Origin of the sequence: Streptomyces panaciradicis, from assembly GCF_023516615.1 — a bacterium.
GTDB classification, from domain to species: domain Bacteria; phylum Actinomycetota; class Actinomycetes; order Streptomycetales; family Streptomycetaceae; genus Streptomyces; species Streptomyces panaciradicis.
This window is the reverse complement of the sequence record NZ_JAMGBF010000104.1, coordinates 1-16,905: the sequence shown is the minus strand read 5'-3', so window position 1 is coordinate 16,905 and position 16,905 is coordinate 1. Positions and strand designations below refer to the sequence as shown.

General features: G+C 67.7%; 13 protein-coding genes and 5 pseudogenes. 10 read left to right on the top strand and 8 right to left on the bottom strand.

Going from position 1 to position 16,905, the window contains the following annotated elements; all coding sequences use genetic code 11:
* Positions 1–504 (bottom strand): MarR family winged helix-turn-helix transcriptional regulator, encoded by a 504-nt coding sequence (locus M8J74_RS29700; protein WP_249839393.1) that lies wholly within the window; start codon positions 502–504, stop codon positions 1–3.
* 130 nt (positions 505–634) lie between these two features.
* Here M8J74_RS29700 and M8J74_RS29695 point away from each other — a divergent pair, with 130 nt between their 5' ends.
* Complete coding sequence (locus M8J74_RS29695; RefSeq protein ID WP_249839392.1) at positions 635–1,087, top strand: DUF6069 family protein; 453 nt, start codon at positions 635–637, stop codon at positions 1,085–1,087.
* 647 nt (positions 1,088–1,734) lie between these two features.
* Here M8J74_RS29695 and M8J74_RS29685 read toward each other — a convergent pair.
* A pseudogene (locus M8J74_RS29685) lies at positions 1,735–4,071 on the bottom strand (SpoIIE family protein phosphatase).
* A 473-nt stretch (positions 4,072–4,544) separates the two neighbouring features.
* Between M8J74_RS29685 and M8J74_RS29680 the strand changes: the two are divergent.
* From M8J74_RS29680 to M8J74_RS29665, 5 genes and pseudogenes are all read left to right on the top strand, one after another.
* On the top strand, positions 4,545–6,608 hold the full coding sequence (locus M8J74_RS29680; RefSeq protein ID WP_249839391.1) for an alpha-L-fucosidase: 2,064 nt from the start codon (positions 4,545–4,547) through the stop codon (positions 6,606–6,608).
* 48 nt (positions 6,609–6,656) lie between these two features.
* Positions 6,657–7,265: pseudogene (locus M8J74_RS29675) on the top strand (IS701 family transposase); the annotation flags it as partial.
* 460 nt (positions 7,266–7,725) lie between these two features.
* Entirely contained in the window at positions 7,726–7,857 is a 132-nt protein-coding gene (locus M8J74_RS44610) for a hypothetical protein (RefSeq protein ID WP_283948750.1), read from the top strand.
* 18 nt (positions 7,858–7,875) lie between these two features.
* Complete coding sequence (locus tag M8J74_RS29670; protein WP_249839390.1) at positions 7,876–8,145, top strand: hypothetical protein; 270 nt, start codon at positions 7,876–7,878, stop codon at positions 8,143–8,145.
* A 204-nt stretch (positions 8,146–8,349) separates the two neighbouring features.
* Positions 8,350–8,997 (top strand): dihydrofolate reductase family protein, encoded by a 648-nt coding sequence (locus M8J74_RS29665; RefSeq protein ID WP_249839389.1) that lies wholly within the window; start codon positions 8,350–8,352, stop codon positions 8,995–8,997.
* An 83-nt stretch (positions 8,998–9,080) separates the two neighbouring features.
* Here the strand turns inward: M8J74_RS29665 and M8J74_RS29660 are convergent, their stop codons facing one another.
* Entirely contained in the window at positions 9,081–9,389 is a 309-nt protein-coding gene (locus M8J74_RS29660) for an MGMT family protein (RefSeq protein WP_249839388.1), read from the bottom strand.
* 12 nt (positions 9,390–9,401) lie between these two features.
* Positions 9,402–9,929, bottom strand: a complete 528-nt coding sequence (locus M8J74_RS29655; protein WP_249839387.1) for a DUF488 domain-containing protein — start codon at positions 9,927–9,929, stop codon at positions 9,402–9,404.
* A gap of 682 nt (positions 9,930–10,611) precedes the next feature.
* Between M8J74_RS29655 and M8J74_RS29650 the strand changes: the two genes are divergently transcribed.
* A complete protein-coding gene (locus tag M8J74_RS29650; protein WP_249839386.1) occupies positions 10,612–11,013 on the top strand; it encodes a TraR/DksA family transcriptional regulator in 402 nt (133 codons plus the stop codon).
* A 404-nt stretch (positions 11,014–11,417) separates the two neighbouring features.
* Positions 11,418–11,896 (top strand): annotated as a pseudogene (locus M8J74_RS45165) (transposase); the annotation flags it as partial.
* Positions 11,897–11,908: 12 nt separating this feature from the next.
* Here the strand turns inward: M8J74_RS45165 and M8J74_RS29640 are convergent.
* Together M8J74_RS29640 and M8J74_RS29635 are read right to left on the bottom strand one after the other, a co-directional pair.
* Positions 11,909–12,490 (bottom strand): hypothetical protein, encoded by a 582-nt coding sequence (locus tag M8J74_RS29640; protein ID WP_249839384.1) that lies wholly within the window; start codon positions 12,488–12,490, stop codon positions 11,909–11,911.
* A gap of 753 nt (positions 12,491–13,243) precedes the next feature.
* Positions 13,244–14,143 carry an alpha/beta fold hydrolase gene (locus M8J74_RS29635; RefSeq protein WP_249839383.1) on the bottom strand — a complete coding sequence of 300 codons (900 nt, stop codon included), beginning with the start codon at positions 14,141–14,143 and terminating at the stop codon, positions 13,244–13,246.
* Between the two features lie 85 nt (positions 14,144–14,228).
* On the opposite strand from M8J74_RS29635, the gene M8J74_RS29630 reads away from it, so the two are divergent.
* The gene (locus M8J74_RS29630) at positions 14,229–14,819 is read left to right on the top strand and encodes a TetR/AcrR family transcriptional regulator (RefSeq protein WP_249839382.1); all 591 of its coding nucleotides are present in this window, start codon (positions 14,229–14,231) and stop codon (positions 14,817–14,819) included.
* Between the two features lie 746 nt (positions 14,820–15,565).
* Here the strand turns inward: M8J74_RS29630 and M8J74_RS29625 are convergent.
* Positions 15,566–15,858 (bottom strand): annotated as a pseudogene (locus M8J74_RS29625) (hypothetical protein); the annotation flags it as partial.
* A 96-nt stretch (positions 15,859–15,954) separates the two neighbouring features.
* Positions 15,955–16,455 carry a hypothetical protein gene (locus tag M8J74_RS29620; RefSeq protein ID WP_249839381.1) on the bottom strand — a complete coding sequence of 167 codons (501 nt, stop codon included), beginning with the start codon at positions 16,453–16,455 and terminating at the stop codon, positions 15,955–15,957.
* 220 nt (positions 16,456–16,675) lie between these two features.
* On the opposite strand from M8J74_RS29620, the pseudogene M8J74_RS29615 reads away from it, so the two are divergent.
* A pseudogene (locus tag M8J74_RS29615) lies at positions 16,676–16,905 on the top strand (hypothetical protein); the annotation flags it as partial.

The following is a 16,905-nucleotide window of genomic DNA, read 5'->3' as shown; positions in this document are numbered from 1 at the left end:
TCAGCGGCGATGCCACGGCAGGGTCGCCGGGTAGGCGTCCTCCTCGCCGGCCTGCTTGAGGGAGGCGACCACGGTGGCGGTGATGGTGGCGAGTTGCTCCACCTGCTCGTGGCTGAGGGCGTCGAACACCACGCGGCGTACGGCAGCAACATGGCCGGGGGCGGCTTTGGTCATCAACTCCATACCGGCATCGGTGAGTTCGGCCAGCTGTCCGCGTCCGTCGGCAGGGTCCTCCCGGCGCCGCACGTAGCCCGACTCCTCCAGGCGGATCACCGCGCGCGTGAGGCGGCTTCGGGTGAACTTCAACTGCTCGGCGAGCAAGGACATCCCCAGGGCGCGGTCGGGTGCCACGGACAGGCGGGCCAGGAGGCTGTAGTCCGCGTGCGTCACGGCCGCGTCGCGCCGCAACTGCTGATCGAGGTAGTCGTTCAGCAGCGTCGAGCAGTCGAGGTAGTTGATCCAGGCTCGCAGCTCTTCGGGAGTGAGCCACCTGGGGGACGTCATGGTCGCCACTTTAACCGAGGTGTTTGCCTGTTCAAACACTTCGGGATAACGTCCCGCATGTTTGAGGAATCAAACGTCTGCCTTTTCGGCGCTGCACCTGTCGTTCTTGAGCTCTCCGCAGGAGGTCCCCATGTCCGGTTCCGTCCCCGAAGCCGTATCGCCCGCCCCGTCCGCGCCGCGCTCCCGCGGCCTGACCGTGGTCGTGGGCCTCCTCGCGGCGGCTGTCGTGGCCGTCCTCGGAAACCTGAGCGTCGCGTTGCTCGCCCGCGCGGCGGGGGCGTCGGGCGATTTCGCCCCGCTGCACCTCTCGGCGTACGCGCCGCTGACGGTGTTCGGCGTCGTCCTGGGCGCCATAGGCTGGGCGGTCGTCCGTCGTGTCGCCAAGAACCCGGCGGGGCTGCTGCGGTGGCTGGTGCCCGTGCTCGTGGTCGTGTCGTTCGGACCCGACCTGTCCCTGCTCGGTAGTGGTACGCCCGGCAGTGGACCGCTGGCCGTCGCCGCGCTGATGGTGATGCATGTGGTGGTGGTCGCGGTCGCCGCCGTCGCCGCCTATCGGCGCGTCCTGCCGCTGCCGTTGACGTAGTTCCTCGTTCAGCCGTTGCAGCTCTCGCGCCCGTGCACAGAGCCCCGCCTCCAGCGATTCGGCCACCTCCAGCCGCTTGCCTACACGGACATCCGCGGGGTGGGCGGCCTCGTGAGCCTTGACGAACGTGGTCACGTCCTCCACCCGGTGGATGATCCACGCCACCTGTCCCTCCGGCCCGGGAACGGGGGTGTTCACCGGTGACCACCAGCGTTCCTCGAACACCCCGGGCCGCTGCGGGACGGGGATGCAGTACTTCTGCAAGGCCATCGTGTCCGGCCTGCACGTGGACAGCACCCGGTGCAGGGCGGCGTTCAGGTTTCGCACTCCGTCAACATCCGGATCATCGGGTGGTCGGGGAGGGCCTGAGATGTGCTGCCCCACCAAGTCTTCCCGCGTCCGCCCGGTGGCCATCCAGATAGGCGGTTGACATCAACGATCACCAGATCAGGGCCCAGCACCAGATACGGACTCGGTGTCGCGGCGAAGAGAGCCGCGTGATCCACTTGCGCCGCCATCTCGCCCCTCCTTGCCCCCGCCGCCGGCCTCCCCTCACCTTGGGCTCCGCCCGCTGCCTTGGCCTGCCGACCGTCACCCGCCCGGATTCGTGACCTTTGGTCATCCCTTTGTGTAGCCCACGGACGAGGTCAGTCCGGGGGCAGCGGCTGCTCGGCCCAGATGGTCTTGCCTCGTCCGGTCTGGCGGCTGCCCCAGCGATGGGTGAGCTGGGCGACCAGCAGCAGGCCGCGGCCGCCCTCGTCGAAGGCGTGGGCTCGGCGTAGATGGGGTGAGGTGGAGCTGCCGTCGGAGACTTCGCAGATGAGGGTGCGGTCGCGGATCAGCCGGAGCTGGATGGGTGGTGCGCCGTACCGGATGGCGTTGGTGACGAGTTCACTGACGACGAGTTCGGTGACGAACGCCGCTTCGCCCAGTCCCCAGGTGGTCAGCTGGTCGGTTGCGGCCTGGCGGGCCGCGGCCACGCGCTCGGGGTCGGGTGTGATGTCCCAGGTCGCGACCTGGTCGGTGCCGAGCGCGCGGGTGCGGGCCAGCAGCAGGGCGACGTCGTCGACGGGCTCCTCCGGCAGCACGGCCTTCAGGACCGTGTCGCACAGCATGTCGAGGGTGCCCGCCGGTGCCGACAACGCCCGGCACAGCTCGGCTGTGGCGTGATCGACGTCGCGGTCGCGGTCCTCGATCAGACCGTCGGTGTACAGGGCGAGCACCGAGCCCTCCGGCAGCTCCAGCTCGGTCGCCTCGAAGGGGAGGCCGCCGACGCCGAGGGGCGGACCGGCGGTCATCTCCACAAGGGCCGCGCTGCCGTCGGTCAGCAGCACCGCGGGCGCCGGATGGCCGGCCGCCGCGAGGTTCAGGCGCCGGGACACCGGGTCGTAGACGGCGTACAGACAGGTCGCGCCGAGCTCCGCGACCTCGCCGCTCTCGTCGGAGGCGAGGTGAGTGACGAGGTCGTCGAGGTGGGTGAGGAGCTCGTCCGGCGGGAGGTCGACGTCCGCGAGGGTGCGGACCGCCGTGCACAGGCGCCCCATCGTCGCCGTCGAAGGGATGCCGTGCCCGACGACGTCACCGACGACCAGGGCCACTCGGCTTCCGGACAGCGGGATCACGTCGAACCAGTCCCCGCCGATACCGGCCAGCGAATCCGAGGGCAGATAGCGGTGGGCGACTTCGACGGCGGCCTGTCCGGGCAGTCCCCGGGGCAGGAGGCTGTTCTGCAGGGCCAGGGCGGTGGAGCGCTCCCGTGCGAAGCGGCGGGCGTTGTCGATGCACACGGCGGCCCGGCTGGCGACCTCTTCGGCGAGGACCAGGTCGTCCTCGCCGAAATCGTCGGGGTTGGAGATCCGCACGCCGACCACGACGCCCAGCGTGGTGCCGCGCGCCCGCAGCGGGGCGGCGAGCAGCGAGTGCGCGCCCACACGGTAGGCGCTGCCCGCAGGGGCACGCGCATTGCGCTCGGCGACTCAGCGCACGAAGTCCGGCTCACCGGCCTGACGGACCACGGCCCGTCCGCCCCGCAGAGCCTTCGCCGGTGGAGAAGGGGATGAGTAGGTGTCGCTGTCGCCCACATGGACGGCCGCTTCAGGCGTTCCCTTCGTGCAAGATCCGTGAGCGACCCGGCGCAGGACGACGTCCCGCGCCGGAATGTCCGGAAGCCCCTCCGCCTCGAAGACCCATTCCAACAGGTCGACGCTGGCGAAGTCCGCGTACCGCGGCACCAGCAGCTCGATCAGCTCCTCGGCGGTGCGCACCACATCCAGGGTCGTGCCGATCGAGGCGGCGGCCTCGTTCAGCAGGGCGAGACGTTGCCGGGCCCAGTACTGCTCGGTGCTGTCGAAGGACGCGATGCCCACGGCGTGGACCTCACCGTAAACGTCCCGCAGCGGCCACATGTCGGTGGTCCAGGAGTGCTCCCGGTTCAGGGCGGGGGCCCCCGTGAAGCTCTCGTAGCGGACCGGACGGCCTGTGGCGACGACTCGACGCAGATGGTCAAGCCAACCGCGATGCGCTGGGCGATCCTCCACGCTCTCCGGAAAGTGCTGTCCCAGCAGAGCCTCCTCCGGCACGCCCATGATTCGGCAGGCCGCGTCGTTGAGCCGCATATAGTGCTGCGTGGTGTCGAACACCGACATGGGCAAGGACGCCTGCTGGAATGCTTGGCCCGCCACCGTGGTCTCCGGCCCGCCGGGGGGATCAGCGGTGATCACGTATCCGGACCGTTCCCCGCTCCCATCGAGAATGGCGCAGGCGGTGAGTACGAGCGGAACGGACGAGCCATCCCGGTGGCGCAGCACCACCATGCCTGACAGGTTCGCGACCGTGTCGGCCCTGATGTCCTCGGCCAGCAGTTCGCGGGCCGGACGGCTCACCACCTCGTCAGCCGTGAATCCCACCAGGTCGCGTGCACCGTTGCTCCAGGCCCTCACCAAGCCCTGCAGATCGACGATCGCCGCAGCGTAGTCGTGCACCATGAGTTCAGCATGATTCGACTGTGGAGCCACTTCAACCGAAGCGTTCCCCGTGCAAGGTGCTCAAGGCCGAGGGGAGCGAAAGACATGGTGCGGCTCCTAGTGAAGCGGGGACACGGGGGACTGACCACTTGCCCGCGCCCAGCGCCGACGGCGCAGTACGGCGGCTCGCGTCGGCGTTGCGCTCTGCGTCACCTTGCTTACGCTCTCGCCTGAGGCAAATAGATCCGAGCTATCGCACGGCAGTGAGGTCGGGATTCTTTGGTGCGGTCTGGGCCATTGGCGTTTCTGGGCAGTCTAGTTGACCAAAATCTGCTACACCTCTGGACGTCCTACTCGAGTTGCGTTTATAAATTCATCCGATGTGTCCGACCAGAGCTGAAGACCGGAACGCAACACATCCCAGGTGCTCCCGACCGGCGTCCTTGACCATGCCCGCACCGATCACCCCACCTCGACGATCCAGGAGCCGCACCATGTCCTCTGCACGCCTGAGCAGACGTTCCCTGATCAAGGCTGCCGCGCTCGCCGGCGGTACCGTGGCGTTCGGTCTGCCGCAGGCCCTGTGGCCCACCGCCGCCGAGGCTTACACCGTCCCCTCCAAGATGGACTGGTGGTATCAGGCCCGGTTCGGGATGTTCATCCACTTCGGGTCCTACTCCTACCTCGGCCACGGTGAGTGGGCCTTCTCCAGCGAGAGTTGGACCAAGGCGAACTACCAGACCCAGGTGTCCGCGCACTTCAACCCCACCGCGTTCAACGCAGCGACCATCGCCCAACTGGCTGCTGATGCCGGCATGAAGTACCTGGTGATCACTGCCAAGCACCATGAGGGCTTCGCGATGTGGGACTCCAACGTGTCCGGCTTCACCGACACCACCGGTACCAAGCTGTACAACGTGCACGACTACGCCGGTGTCCAGGGGGATCTGCTGGCGGCGCTCAAGACCGAGTGCGAGGCGCGAGGCGTCAAGTTCGGGCTCTACTACTCGATCCTGGACTGGAACCACCCCTCCCAGACCATCCGGGGCGGCGGTCTGACCACAATGGCCTCGTCGGCCGCCCGCACGGGCTATATCGCGGACATGAAAGCCCAGCTGCAGGAGCTGCTCGACCGCTACGACCCGGCGCTCCTGTGGTTTGACGGCGACTGGTTCGGCGAACCCTCCAGCCCCACCCTCCAGGACTGGTGGCTCCGGTCGGACGGTGTCAACCTCTACAACTGGCTGATCGCCCGCAAGCCCGGACTAGTCGTCAACGAACGGGTCAAGCGGGACCTCGGACTGGGCGACTACACCGTCGCGGAGTTCGGTGTACCCAACGCGCCGCTGGACCGCCAGTGGGAGAGATGCGACACCATGAATGGGGCCTGGGGGTACAACGCGGGCCAGGAGAGCTCCTACCAGCCCGTCAAGAACTTCGTTCAGGAGCTCGTCACCTGCGTCTCCAGGGACGGCAACTTCCTGCTGAACATCGGCCCCAAGGGCGACGGCTCAGTCACATCCGGGTCGGTGACGATCCTTCGAGGCCTGGCCTCCTGGATGGCGACGTACGGCGACAGCGTGCACGGAGCCACGGCAAGCCCCTTCGGCACCGACCCCACCTGGGGGAGGGCCACCAAGAAGGACGGCAAACTGTTCGCGCACGTCTTCACCTGGCCCTCCGACGGTGTGCTGCAGATCCCGGCGATCACCAACACGATCAGCCGCGTCTACCTGATGAACAACCCCTCGGTCTCGCTCACCTACACCGTCAGCGACGGCCAGATCAATGTCAAAGTTCCCGCCAGCGCCCCCGACACCAGTGACTCCGTGGTCTGCGTCGAGGTCAGCGGCGTCCCGACGTCGGCCGGCTCGGCGCGGGTGACGGCGTTCAAGGACGTGAGTTACTCCTCGACGAGCGCCGTCCTGCCACTGGGCACCTACACCTCCTCCCAGCTGTCAGCCGCAGGGGTGGGGCCAGCGGCCATCTCCTCGCTGAGGGTGCCACAGGGCTACCAGGTCACCGGCTACTCCGGCGACAACTTCACCGGTACGGTCTGGACCTTCACTGCGGACAATCCCGACCTGCGGGTGACCGGCAACAACGACGCCATCGCCTCGCTCAAGGTCACGTTCAACCCGGCTTCGTACTTCCGGCTGATCAACGTCACGAACGGGCTGGCCCTGGACAGCGGAGGCAACGTCGCCAGCGGCTCGAACCTCAAGCAGTGGACGCCGATCGACAACCCCAACCTCCAGTGGCAGGCCGTCGACCTCGGCAACGGCTACTACAAGCTGGTCAACCGTGCCAACGACATGGTCGCCGACGGATGGGGCGCGACCAGCAACGGCGCTGCCGCCCAGCAAGCGGCCTGGAACGGCGGCCCCAACCAGCAATGGCAGATCACCGACCGCGGCAACGGCCAGTACTCGATCGCGAACCGCGGCACCGGACTCGTCCTCGACGGTGGCGGCCAGGTTCCCTCCGGGTCTGTGACCAAGCAGTGGACGTGGGTGACCAGCACCAACCTGCTGTGGACTTTCCAACACACCTCCTGAGCCTCTGGTACTCCAACCAGAAATCGTTGCCTGAGCTGGTCGGCTTCTCTCAAGGAGGGCACTACGTCCGCTGGGGTGCAAAGGCAGTACCCGGGGGTGGCCGGTCGGACGGAGAACTGCCAGATCGGAGTCTTCGCCGGCTGCACCTTCTCCAGGGGCAGAGCGCTGGTGGACCGGTAGCTGTATCTGCCGAAGTCTCGGACCTCGGATGCGGACCGGTGCCGGGTGGCGAAGGTCCCTGGCAGCCGCGTCTTTGCGACCAAGGGTGAGCTGGCCTGCGGGATGATCCTGCGGGCGCTGGCCTCACCCCTGCCGATCGCCTGGGGGACCGGCGACTGCGCCTACGGACAGGAATGGCGCATGCGCCGCACCCTGGAAGAAGCCGGGGTCGGCTACACCCTGGCCGTGCCGAAGTCACAGCAACTGCACGCTCCCTTCGACCGTATCAACCAGTCCATCGCCGACGCCCCCGGCAGGGCATGGGAACGCCATTCCTGCGGCGACGGTGCCAAACCCGCGCCTCTCGAGCGGTGGGTTTTGGGCCGCTGCAGCCTGGCCCGCCCGGACGAGATCGCCTACCACCTCGCGTACGCCCCCGATGGCACCAGCGTTGCTGACCTGGTCCGGATCGCCGGCTCGCGCTGGGCGATCGAGGAAGTCTCGCCCATGCGTTTCTGTCCGTCACAGGCACTCACCATGGAGTGGAGCTGGGCAATTTCGAGGGCGTCAACAGGGCGAAGCAGATTGACGAGTTGGTGCGTGATAGCGGGTGAGGTGTCGCGCCTGGCTGGTGTCATGATCAGACTTTGGTGATCATGGTCAATCGGGCGGTGCTGGCGCATCGGCTGTTCACCGGGGTCTCTCGGCGTCATAGCCCGTCTGGGCCAACCGGTGGTGGTTGAAGTTCACCTTCTCCGGCCGGCGTCGGCGCACCATAGTGGAGGCGCACCATAGTGGACAGCTCCGCATTCACCGTTGTCGGTCACGAACTCGTTGGTTCACGCCGACGCGGTGGCGGTGTCACAGATGGCCCGCTCGGGGAGCGTGAGCTGGGGCGGCACGGGGGCGGTCGTTCTGGCCGCCGGAGACGATCGCCGACGTCGCCCAGGAACTGCTGATGCGTCGGCGGCTGCCGCAGGCCCGCTACCGCACCGAGTGGCCGGGCGCGAAGCAGGCCCGTACGGCCGCGAGCGACTTCCGCCGCACCGCCCTCGGCCTTGAGCCGTCGGGGTCCAGGGTGGGGGAGTAGATCACGGAGGGGGAGGGCGTGCAGCTGACCATCGACCCCCAGCAGGACACCTACGAGCAGGCGATCGCCGCGGTCCGGAGGCAACCTCAGGCGGTTCGGATGGTGACGTTGCCGCCGCTCGTGTGGTCAGTGGGATCTTCGGCGCCATGGGTGGAGCCCTCACCGCGGCTGTGCCAGGCCCGTAACCCTGCAACGGAGCACGTCTCGCTCGGACCACGCGGCGGATTCGCGCTCAACGCCGCGGCCGCCGCGGCAATGACTTTTCAGAGCCTCGACGGTCTACATTGAGCTCACCCGAGCGGCAGTTGACAGCAGTGGAGGCGACGCGAGACTGACGCCGTGCGTGAGCGGTGTCCCGCTGCGCGGACGTCGCCCACGGAATGTCGCAAGAATGGGCAGGGGACGTCTTGGCATCGGGACGGCCACTGCCGCCGCATTGCCGAGACGGTCCGACGAAGGCCGACCGGCGACAACGAAGAGGGGTTGCCAGCCATGTCACTCGCCCGCGTCCACAACTTCTCCGTCTCGCTCGACGGCTTCGCCACCGGTGAGGGGCAGAGCCTTGACGCGCCGTTCGGCCACGTCGGCGAGCGGCTGCACGAGTGGATGTTCACCACCCGGTTCTGGCACGACATGGTCGGAAAGCCCGGTGGGACCGCCGGCCTCGACGACGCGTTCGCGCAGCAGTTCGCTCCCGGAATCGGCGCCGAGATCATGGGCGCCGGGAAGTTCGGCCATCCCGGATGGCACGAGGACCCGGAGTGGAAGGGGTGGTGGGGGCCCAACCCGCCGTTCCACACGCCCACCTTCGTCCTCACCCGCCACGCGCGCGTGTCGATCGAGATGGAGGGCGGTACGGCGTTCCACTTCCTCGACACCGGGCCCGCCAAGGCGCTGGAGATCGCCAGAGAGGCCGCCGGCGGCCAGGACGTGCGCATCGGTGGTGGTCCCACTGTGATCCGTGCCTTCCTCGCCGCCCGGCTCATCGACCACATGCACGTCGTGGTCGTGCCGATCCTGCTCGGCCGGGGCGTCCGCCTCTGGGACGGGCTGGAGGACCTCGACAAGGACTACCGGATCGAGTCCACCTCCTCGCCGAGCGGGGTTACGCATGTGACGTTCACCCGAGCGGGCCTGTGACTGCCCTCCTGTCCGGCCCTGTGCCTGTCCGGCTGTCCGGCGTCTCAGGCACCGCGAGCGTCCCTGGCACGCACCACGCCAGGTCACGCCCGCGGCCGTGACGGTCCGGCCTGCTCCCACCGGTACCGCGCGCGTCGCATGTCCACCCGCCCCCCGCGCATCGGCGTGCCCTCCGCGAGCAGCAGCCCAGGCGCCCGGCCCCCATGGCAGGTCGCGGGGCTGCCGTCGGCGCGGACCACCCGCCACCAGGGCACGCCCTCGCCGAGCAGGCTCATCGCCCGCCCCACCTGCCGCGCACCGGCGCCGATGCGCTGCCCGACGTCTCCGTAGGAGGCGACGCTGCCGGCGGGAATGGCCGCCACCGCGTCGCGGATCTCTCCGACGATGTCCATGCCCACCTGCCTTCAGCAGGGCGCCGGATAGGTGATGCGCCTGTTCTCGACGTGAGCGCACTGGTTCAAGGACGCCGGGTTCGTCACCGTGGCCGACATGATGTGCGCGACCTCCGCCCCGGCCACGATCAGGGCGTCGGTGATGAGCCGGCGGTGGCAGCGCCACGGGACGGCCTCGCTGCACATGATGACCGGTCGGCCGTGGTCGGCCAGGCCGAGCAACTCGTCCAGGCCCTGCCGAAACTCGCCGGTCATCATGTAGTCCGCGTAGTCCCGGAACGCCTTCACCCGCCACGCGCCGTTGACGCTCTCGACACCCTTGGGGGTGTGCCGCCGGCCCCCCAGTGTCCGGATCCACCGGTACCCGATGGTCCGGGGGAGTCCGTCGACGATCGCGTCCTGGTTCCACTGGGGGAACGTGCGCGAGGAGGGGTAGGAGCGGACGTCGACGAGATGAGTGATGTCATTGGCGCGCAGCATTGCCAGCACCTCGTCGAAGGTACGGGTCGAGTGCCCGACCGTGCAGACACGGTTCGCCATCCTGGCCCTCCCTTCCACCGCGGCAGGGCTTCGCTCGCCGCCGTGGCGCAGTCAGCGTCCGGCCGTGGCCTCGGGTACCCGGTCCGGGAGAGCGAGAACCACGCAGTAGCGGCCCGGCCGGGGCACCAGCACCGCCCGCTCGGACGCGGCACCCGCCCCATCCGAGTGCGGCTGCCCGGCGAGGGTGAGTCGCTACCTGACGGTCTTCTCCTGGCCCTCTTCCTTGCACTGCACTGGCAAGAGGAGCGATTGGCAGCAGCCGCGGCGGCTCGGCGAGATTGAGTCGCTGCCTGACGGTTTCCTCAACCCGCCCCCTCCGGCGCCGCCCTAATCTGAGCATCGAACCGCGCTACGCTCCTGAAGCCGGGGGCGAGGGACGGCCGGCCTTTCGATACGAGCCGTTCCACGCCCTGCGGTGACACACCAGCGCCGATGATGGGCCCGACCCGGAGCAGCGATTCCTGCTGCCTGGATCAGAGAAGCGAAGTGGCAGCGGATCGTTGCGAAACAGAAGGTGTCTCTCACGGAGGCCGGAACCGCTTGCCGTGACCAATGAAGCCGCGCACCCCACGCGGAGCAGTTCCTTCAACAGGAAGCGACTGCCCCAGCGCCACCTTCCAACATGGGAGAGCAGCGGGATGCGGAGAGGGAATCGGGAAACATGAATCAGCGTTGTCCCAGCATGGGTCATGTATCCCAGCAGGGCCACGATGAGTCCGGCCCGCCCCGCTTCCCGACCGCCCGCGCACGCCTCGCGGCCGACCGCGCGGACACCCTCGCTCGGGCGGCAGCACTCAGCCGCGACTTCGACGGGATTGTCGCGGCGAACGCCTTGGTGGCGGTAGACGACGAGCACGACCCCGAAGGCGGCACCACCGCCTTCGAGCGCGCTCACGTTGTCGCCCTGCTGGCCCAGGCGCGCCAGCACCTGGAAGAACTGGACCGGGCACTGGAACGACTCGAACGGGGCGAATACGGGCAGTGCGAAGTCTGCGGCGGAACGGTTCCGCCCGAGCGCCTGGAGATCCGTCCGGCAGCGACCACCTGTGTCCACTGCGCCCGACCCGACCCGCGCCGCGCTTGACGTCGTATCCGACCCGTGTGGATGCCAGACACTGGCTGCTACCTTCGGTTGCCTGTAGTGACTGACAAGTACTGAGGGTGTTCCCGCTCTCGCGCAGCCATCGCCTGGCGACTTCGATGCCGCGCCGCCAGGGGTGCCTTCGGGGTCGATGACCCGCAGCCGGACGGGATGGCGCTGTTCAGGCCTGCGCGGATCATGGTGATGTCGACGACAGGGCTGCCCTTGGCCTTTACGATCAGCCGTCGCACGTTGTCGGGCATCTCGGTGAGCCGCTGCGTGGGCATTCGTGGGGCCTTTCGTGCGGGGCTGGTGCCGGGGCTGTGGGCGGTCGCGGCCCCTGGTGAAGCGGGTTTCTAGCTGTGGGGGTCGTCGCCGCAACCGGGCAGGGCATCGGCGAGGAGTGCCTGAAGGTCACCGCCGCGGGTACCAAACGGGTCTCGACGGCGGCGTTGATCTGCACCAAGGCCGGCGGCCACCGACCACGGCTGATCCATCGCATCCACCTCGACCGCGGCCCCGCCAAAGACCGAGGCAAGGGCTTCGCCGAGACCGACTACGCCTACCTGCTGGATGCCGCTCACCAGCAGCTCGGTGGCCCGGTCGTGCTGGTCCGGGACAATTTGAACACGCACGTCAGCCGCACCAGCGGCGGCTGATCGACGCCCGATAATGCCTGACCGTCTACCAGTTGCCGCCATACGCTCCGGAGTTCAACCCGGTCGAGGGCGTGCGGTCGCACCCAAACCGGTCCCTGGCCAACCTCACCAAACACAGCCTCGACGAGCTCGCCGTACTGGTGAAAACCCGGCTCAAACAGATGCAGTACCGACCCGGCCTCATCGATGGCCTCATCGCCAAAACCGGCCTCAACCTCCAACCGCCGCGTCCCCAGGCGTCAAAGATCTCTAGGGGCGTTAGGGGGCAGCAAGTGCGGGGCACGGTTGCCGAGGATGCCGAAGATCAGCTCCTTCGCCAGGCCGCGCAGTTCCGCCAGGAAGGCGGCATCGACGTGGCCCTGCCTGGCCCAGATGCCGGCGAGGGACTCGGCGCAGGCCTGCGCTAGGTCGCTGTTGAAGTCGCCGTCCCGGATGGCCCGGATCAAGGCCGCCTCGACGAACGGACCAGAGAGGAACTCCAGATCCGACGCCGCGTCCTCCTGCTCGTCCTCGCGTGCCGTGGGGTCTTCGAGGAGGCACACGAGCAGAACCGCGCGCTCCTCGTCCGGGATCTCCGGATCGCTCCACACCGGGCCCGGCGACGAGACCGCTGCCGAGTCCTCTTCCGCACTGCGGTGCCGCTCCTTCCTGAGCAGCCTTGCCAGCCAGTTCCTCATCTGGAACCGATCCTCGATTTCGTCCACACTCGCCCTCGCCGATCCCGCTGCCGACCACAGCCCGACCGGCCCGTCGAAGGAGCCGGCCCTGGCACCGTAGCCCGCGCTCGCAAGCCGGCCCGCCACGCTCGCCCCGTCGTGCACGGCCGTCTGTGTGCGCTGGGCCGCTCGGCGGCGTCGCCACATCGTAGATGTCGTATGCGACAGCTATGGCGAGCAGCAGCCTGCCACCGATGGCGGTCGACCTTGCCAAACCTTTGGCTCCGCGCGGCGCCCACGGCCCGCCCAAGCGGATGTACTCCTTCGTAACCCCAACCGTTAAAGATCTCTAGCGCTGCAGCGACCGGCCGCACTCGGATTCCACCATCACATCGTCCCCGAACACGAGCTTCGTACCGACTACCCGGGCGAACTGAAGGTCTTTGGTGACGAGAACCAGGGATGCTTCTGCTGGGGCCTGCTGTGGACAGGTTCCGATCAAGAACCCGACCCAACGCTCTGGTTCCGTGAGTTCGACACACACCCCATCGCAGAGAAGGCGCCTTTCAGCGGCTTCCTCATCCAATTCTCCCTTTTCGAAGCCGTAATGAGCGCCCCCTAAACGGCGGAGGCCTGGAACCTCACAGCTCACCAAGCCGAGCGGCTCACCAAGAAGCTCCACCCGGTGCCTCTGCGCCCCTTCTGGCCGTGGGCACCGACCCGCTTCTATGCCGCTCCGGGACTCGTCATGTACGTCTCGGATGGAGGGACAGACGGCGGCGTCGAAGTGAAGGCCGGCGCTACGCACCGCATTGTCCTGCAGCTACTGCTGGATGCCGACGTCGAATGGTTCCGATTCGAAGGCTGACGTACTGACGGGCCCCCGACGGCTATGGGGATCGCCCTCCTGCTAGAGCACTAACGGCCGCTGAAGAAGTCGGTGAGGGCGGCGGCGACGGCCTCGGGCTGCTCCTCGGGGATGTAGTGACCGGCGTCGGGCACGATGACGCCGGTCACGTTCTCGGCCCACGGGCTGATGGAGGCCGCCATATCCGGGATCGAGCCGTGGCTGCTGGAAATTCCGAGGACGGGCGCGGTCAGTCGCCGCTGCTCGAGTGCCGCGCGGTTCTTGCGCGCGGACTCGGCGGCGTGGCGGTAGTAGGCGAGGCCGGCGTGCAGGCCGCCATCGACGGCGAGGGCCGTGCCGTAGTGGTCGAGCTCTGCTTCCTCGAACGCGTCGGGCGCGAGGGACTTGGTCTTCAGGAACCAGCTGATGTATTCCCGCTCGCGGCCGGCTATCAGTGTCTCGGGGAGATCGGGCACCACGTGGAACGCGAAGTGCCAGGTCTTGACCGCCAGAGTCGGGTCGAGGGGGATCGCTTCCGGCATGGTGATACCGGGAATTCCGGCGTCGAGCAACGCGACCCCGTGCAGTCGGCTCTCGTAGTTCAGGGCGAGGGAGAAGGCGACCCAGGCGCCGATGTCGTGCCCGGCGAGCCAGTAGTCCCGCACGCCGAGAGCGTTCACGGCGGCCTGGATGTGTGCGGCGACCGTGTGCGTGTCGTAGCTGAGCTCCGGATGCTCGGAATTGCCTTGGCCCGGCCGGTCGATCGCTATGACCCGGAACCGATCGGCGAGAGCAGGCATGACCTTTCGCCAGGCCCACCACGTTTGCGGGAACCCGGTGAGCAGGACGACGGTTGGTCCGTCCGGCCGACCGCCTTCGACGGCGTGCAGGCGGACGCCGTCGGCGTCGACCCAGCGGTGCGTGAATCCTGCCAGGTCATGCAGGGGCAGGGCGGGGACGGGGTTGGCCATGGGAATCCTCCATCGAGGCGGGTGGACCGTGATTCGACGCTAGCACGTCTTGAACTGATCAGTCCAAGATGGGAGGATGGGCCGCATGGCAGGCAAGAAGCAGTTCGACATGGACACGGTGCTCGACGCCGCGATGGTCCAGTTCTGGCGCTCCGGCTACGCCGACACCTCGCTCGACGACCTGTCCCGGGCGACCGGCCTGAACCGCAGTTCGATCTATTCCTCGCTCGGCGACAAGGACACGCTCTTCCTTCGGTGCCTGGATCGCTACGCCAAGCGCTATGGTGACAAGTTCGACGCCGCCCTCTCGTGCGCGGCCGAGGACCCCGTCGCCGCCGTCCGTGCGTTCTTCGACGTCACCCTGGGGCGCATTGCCGACCCCGCCGTGCCTGACGGATGCCTGATGGCCCAGTCGGTCATGGCGAGTCCGGCGCTGAGCCCGAGCGTCGCAGAGCATGTCAAAGAGTTGTTCGGCCTCCAGCGTCCGCGCCTGCGCGCCGCGCTGAAGGCCGGCGGAATGTCTGATGAGAACGCCGAGGGCTTCGCTGTACACGTAGCGGCCGTGAACCAGTCTCTCGCGGTGATGGGTAGGGCCGGGTCGAGCCCGGAGCAACTCCGGGCGATCGTCGGGGTGACCGTCGATGCGCTCGCGCGGGCGCTGAGACCGCTCGGATAGCTGACACATCAGATTTCTGTCTGAGAGTCATAGGCGCTTCTCCATGTTCCATCAGTCAGCCAGCCAGTGACATTTACTCGGACGGGCAATTGACAACCCACAAACACCGTCAGAGCCCTCCTTGCGAAAACCACTGGTGCCCGGGTTGCTCCGCTGATGGACCGACGTCCTACCGTAAGTCTGCCGCGTGAGGGAGGTAGTGGTTGTGGCGGGTTATGACGTGCTTGCCGAGGTGTACGAATGGCTTATCTCGGATACGAAGTTGCCTCCAGCCGAGTTCGCTGCGTCGTTCGACGACGTCCTCAGTCTCCTGCCGTAAACGCCGCGGCCACGCCAAAGCCCTGGTCGCCGTCGCCCGCTCGATACTCGTCATCACCGGGCACCTGATCAACGACCCGGACGCCTCCTACCAAGAGCTCGGTGCCGGCCGGCACCGCCGTCACCTCGACCCCGCCCGCAAACCCGCGACGTCGTCCGCCAACTCCAGGCCCTCGGCCACCAAGTCGCCCTCAGCCCGGCATCAGCCTGACCGTCCCGTCTCACCGTCATCCGGTCCGCAAGCGGCCCGGTTGCTGCCGTCTGCCCTCCCACTCATCGATTTTCCGATCAGCATTCACCACCAACGAGGTCCTGCTCGATCATGGCCGCGCTGAGCCCGGCGTGGGCCACTCGGTCGGCAACGTTCCTCCCGACCAATGACTATGACGGCCAACTTGCTGTCGATAGTGGTGGTGTGGTCGGTCGTGTCAGTTGCTCCCACTGGTGCTCCGGCTGGCGTTGTGTCCGAGGCACAGCGCAGAGACGAGGAAGAAGATGTCGCCAAGCAGGGCGTAGCCGGCCAGATTGGCCAGCGAGGAGTGAGGCGCGGCGGCCTTCTGGAAGAACGAGATCCCGGCGAGCGCGGAGATGCTGCCGCTGGCGATCATCGCCCACTGGCCTCCGAGGTCGCGTCGCCGCAGAGCGACGATGAGCTGGACGAGGCCCGCTACGACGGCCCAGACCCCCACACGCGCAGGACCCCCGGAATGCGAAGTGTGGCTCGACGATCGCACATGGGGTGGCCTCCCCCCAGGACCAGACTTTCGCGAGTGGTACACCGCATGGCCGGCGTGCCGTTCCGACGCTGGTAAGCCGGTCAGGGGGCAGCCAGGGAGGCGTGGATCCGGCTGACGGCACGCAGGATCTCGTCTCGGTTCTTCGCTCGCTTGATCCATGCCGGAAGGCGGGCCACCAAGGCCATCTTTTGGCCCGTGTCGTACCAGGGTGCTCGTTCTCGCAGCGACGCTCCTACGAAACGGCGGATCAGGTCGAGATGTTCGAGGTTGTACGCCCACAACCATCCATGCCGGGTCTCAACCTGGAACCACAACGGCATTCCGAAGTATGGATCCGTCGCCGGTTGAGCTGTGCCACGGGAGAGCGTGACAGGACGGCCGCTCCACATCCGCGACAGTCCGCAGCCACGGCAGACCAGACGTCGCGCCCTGAACAGGATCCGACCTCCGGGATTGGAGTCTTCGGGCGCTGGAACGACACGAGCGGCCCCTCCGCAGCCAGGGCACCGCACAATGATCAAGCTGATGAAGTCGTACTCGGTACTGCGCGGATCCCGGAACCGACCGGAGAGCAGGGCCATGCGCTGAGTATGCAACTGCCCCGCAGACCGGCGCATCCTGATTCGACCACTCACGCTCGGGCCCATCGCCCACCCTGCCAGGGCCGGACGGAGGTTAAGGAACAAGCTGAGAGGTCGCTCTCTTTCCGAACGTCGTGTGCGGGTTGTGCCGGTCAGGTATGAGGTCGCGGCTGTGGCAGGAGTGTGGGGTCGTTGCTGATCGAGTTGCGGTGGAGGGTGGATGCCGTTGATCGGGGTGGTTCTGGAGGGGCGGTGGGAGGCTGCGGCAGTGCGGGTGGAGGAGCTTGAAGCCGAACTCGTGCGGGTGGGGGTGGACTTGGCGGACGCCGAAGGCGTCCTCAGATGCCGGGCGATCGGCCTCGAGCAGTTTCTGGAGGCGCCGGCCGACGAAGAACAGCCCGCCGAGATGGCTGCCGTGTTTCTCCTCTTAGGTGGGGGGTGGGGTGGTGG

Bases quoted from the DNA above. Each gene is read 5' to 3' on its own strand.
- M8J74_RS29630 (WP_249839382.1), top strand. From the start codon at position 14,229: ATGGCAGGCAAGAAGCAGTTCGACATGGACACGGTGCTCGACGCCGCG.
- M8J74_RS29650 (WP_249839386.1), top strand. From the start codon at position 10,612: ATGGGTCATGTATCCCAGCAGGGCCACGATGAGTCCGGCCCGCCCCGC.
- M8J74_RS29655 (WP_249839387.1), bottom strand. From the start codon at position 9,929: ATGGCGAACCGTGTCTGCACGGTCGGGCACTCGACCCGTACCTTCGAC.
- M8J74_RS29680 (WP_249839391.1), top strand. From the start codon at position 4,545: ATGTCCTCTGCACGCCTGAGCAGACGTTCCCTGATCAAGGCTGCCGCG.
- M8J74_RS44610 (WP_283948750.1), top strand. From the start codon at position 7,726: ATGCGTCGGCGGCTGCCGCAGGCCCGCTACCGCACCGAGTGGCCGGGC.
- M8J74_RS29695 (WP_249839392.1), top strand. From the start codon at position 635: ATGTCCGGTTCCGTCCCCGAAGCCGTATCGCCCGCCCCGTCCGCGCCG.
- M8J74_RS29665 (WP_249839389.1), top strand. From the start codon at position 8,350: ATGTCACTCGCCCGCGTCCACAACTTCTCCGTCTCGCTCGACGGCTTC.
- M8J74_RS29635 (WP_249839383.1), bottom strand. From the start codon at position 14,143: ATGGCCAACCCCGTCCCCGCCCTGCCCCTGCATGACCTGGCAGGATTC.
- M8J74_RS29700 (WP_249839393.1), bottom strand. From the start codon at position 504: ATGACGTCCCCCAGGTGGCTCACTCCCGAAGAGCTGCGAGCCTGGATC.
- M8J74_RS29660 (WP_249839388.1), bottom strand. From the start codon at position 9,389: ATGGACATCGTCGGAGAGATCCGCGACGCGGTGGCGGCCATTCCCGCC.
- M8J74_RS29620 (WP_249839381.1), bottom strand. From the start codon at position 16,455: ATGGCCCTGCTCTCCGGTCGGTTCCGGGATCCGCGCAGTACCGAGTAC.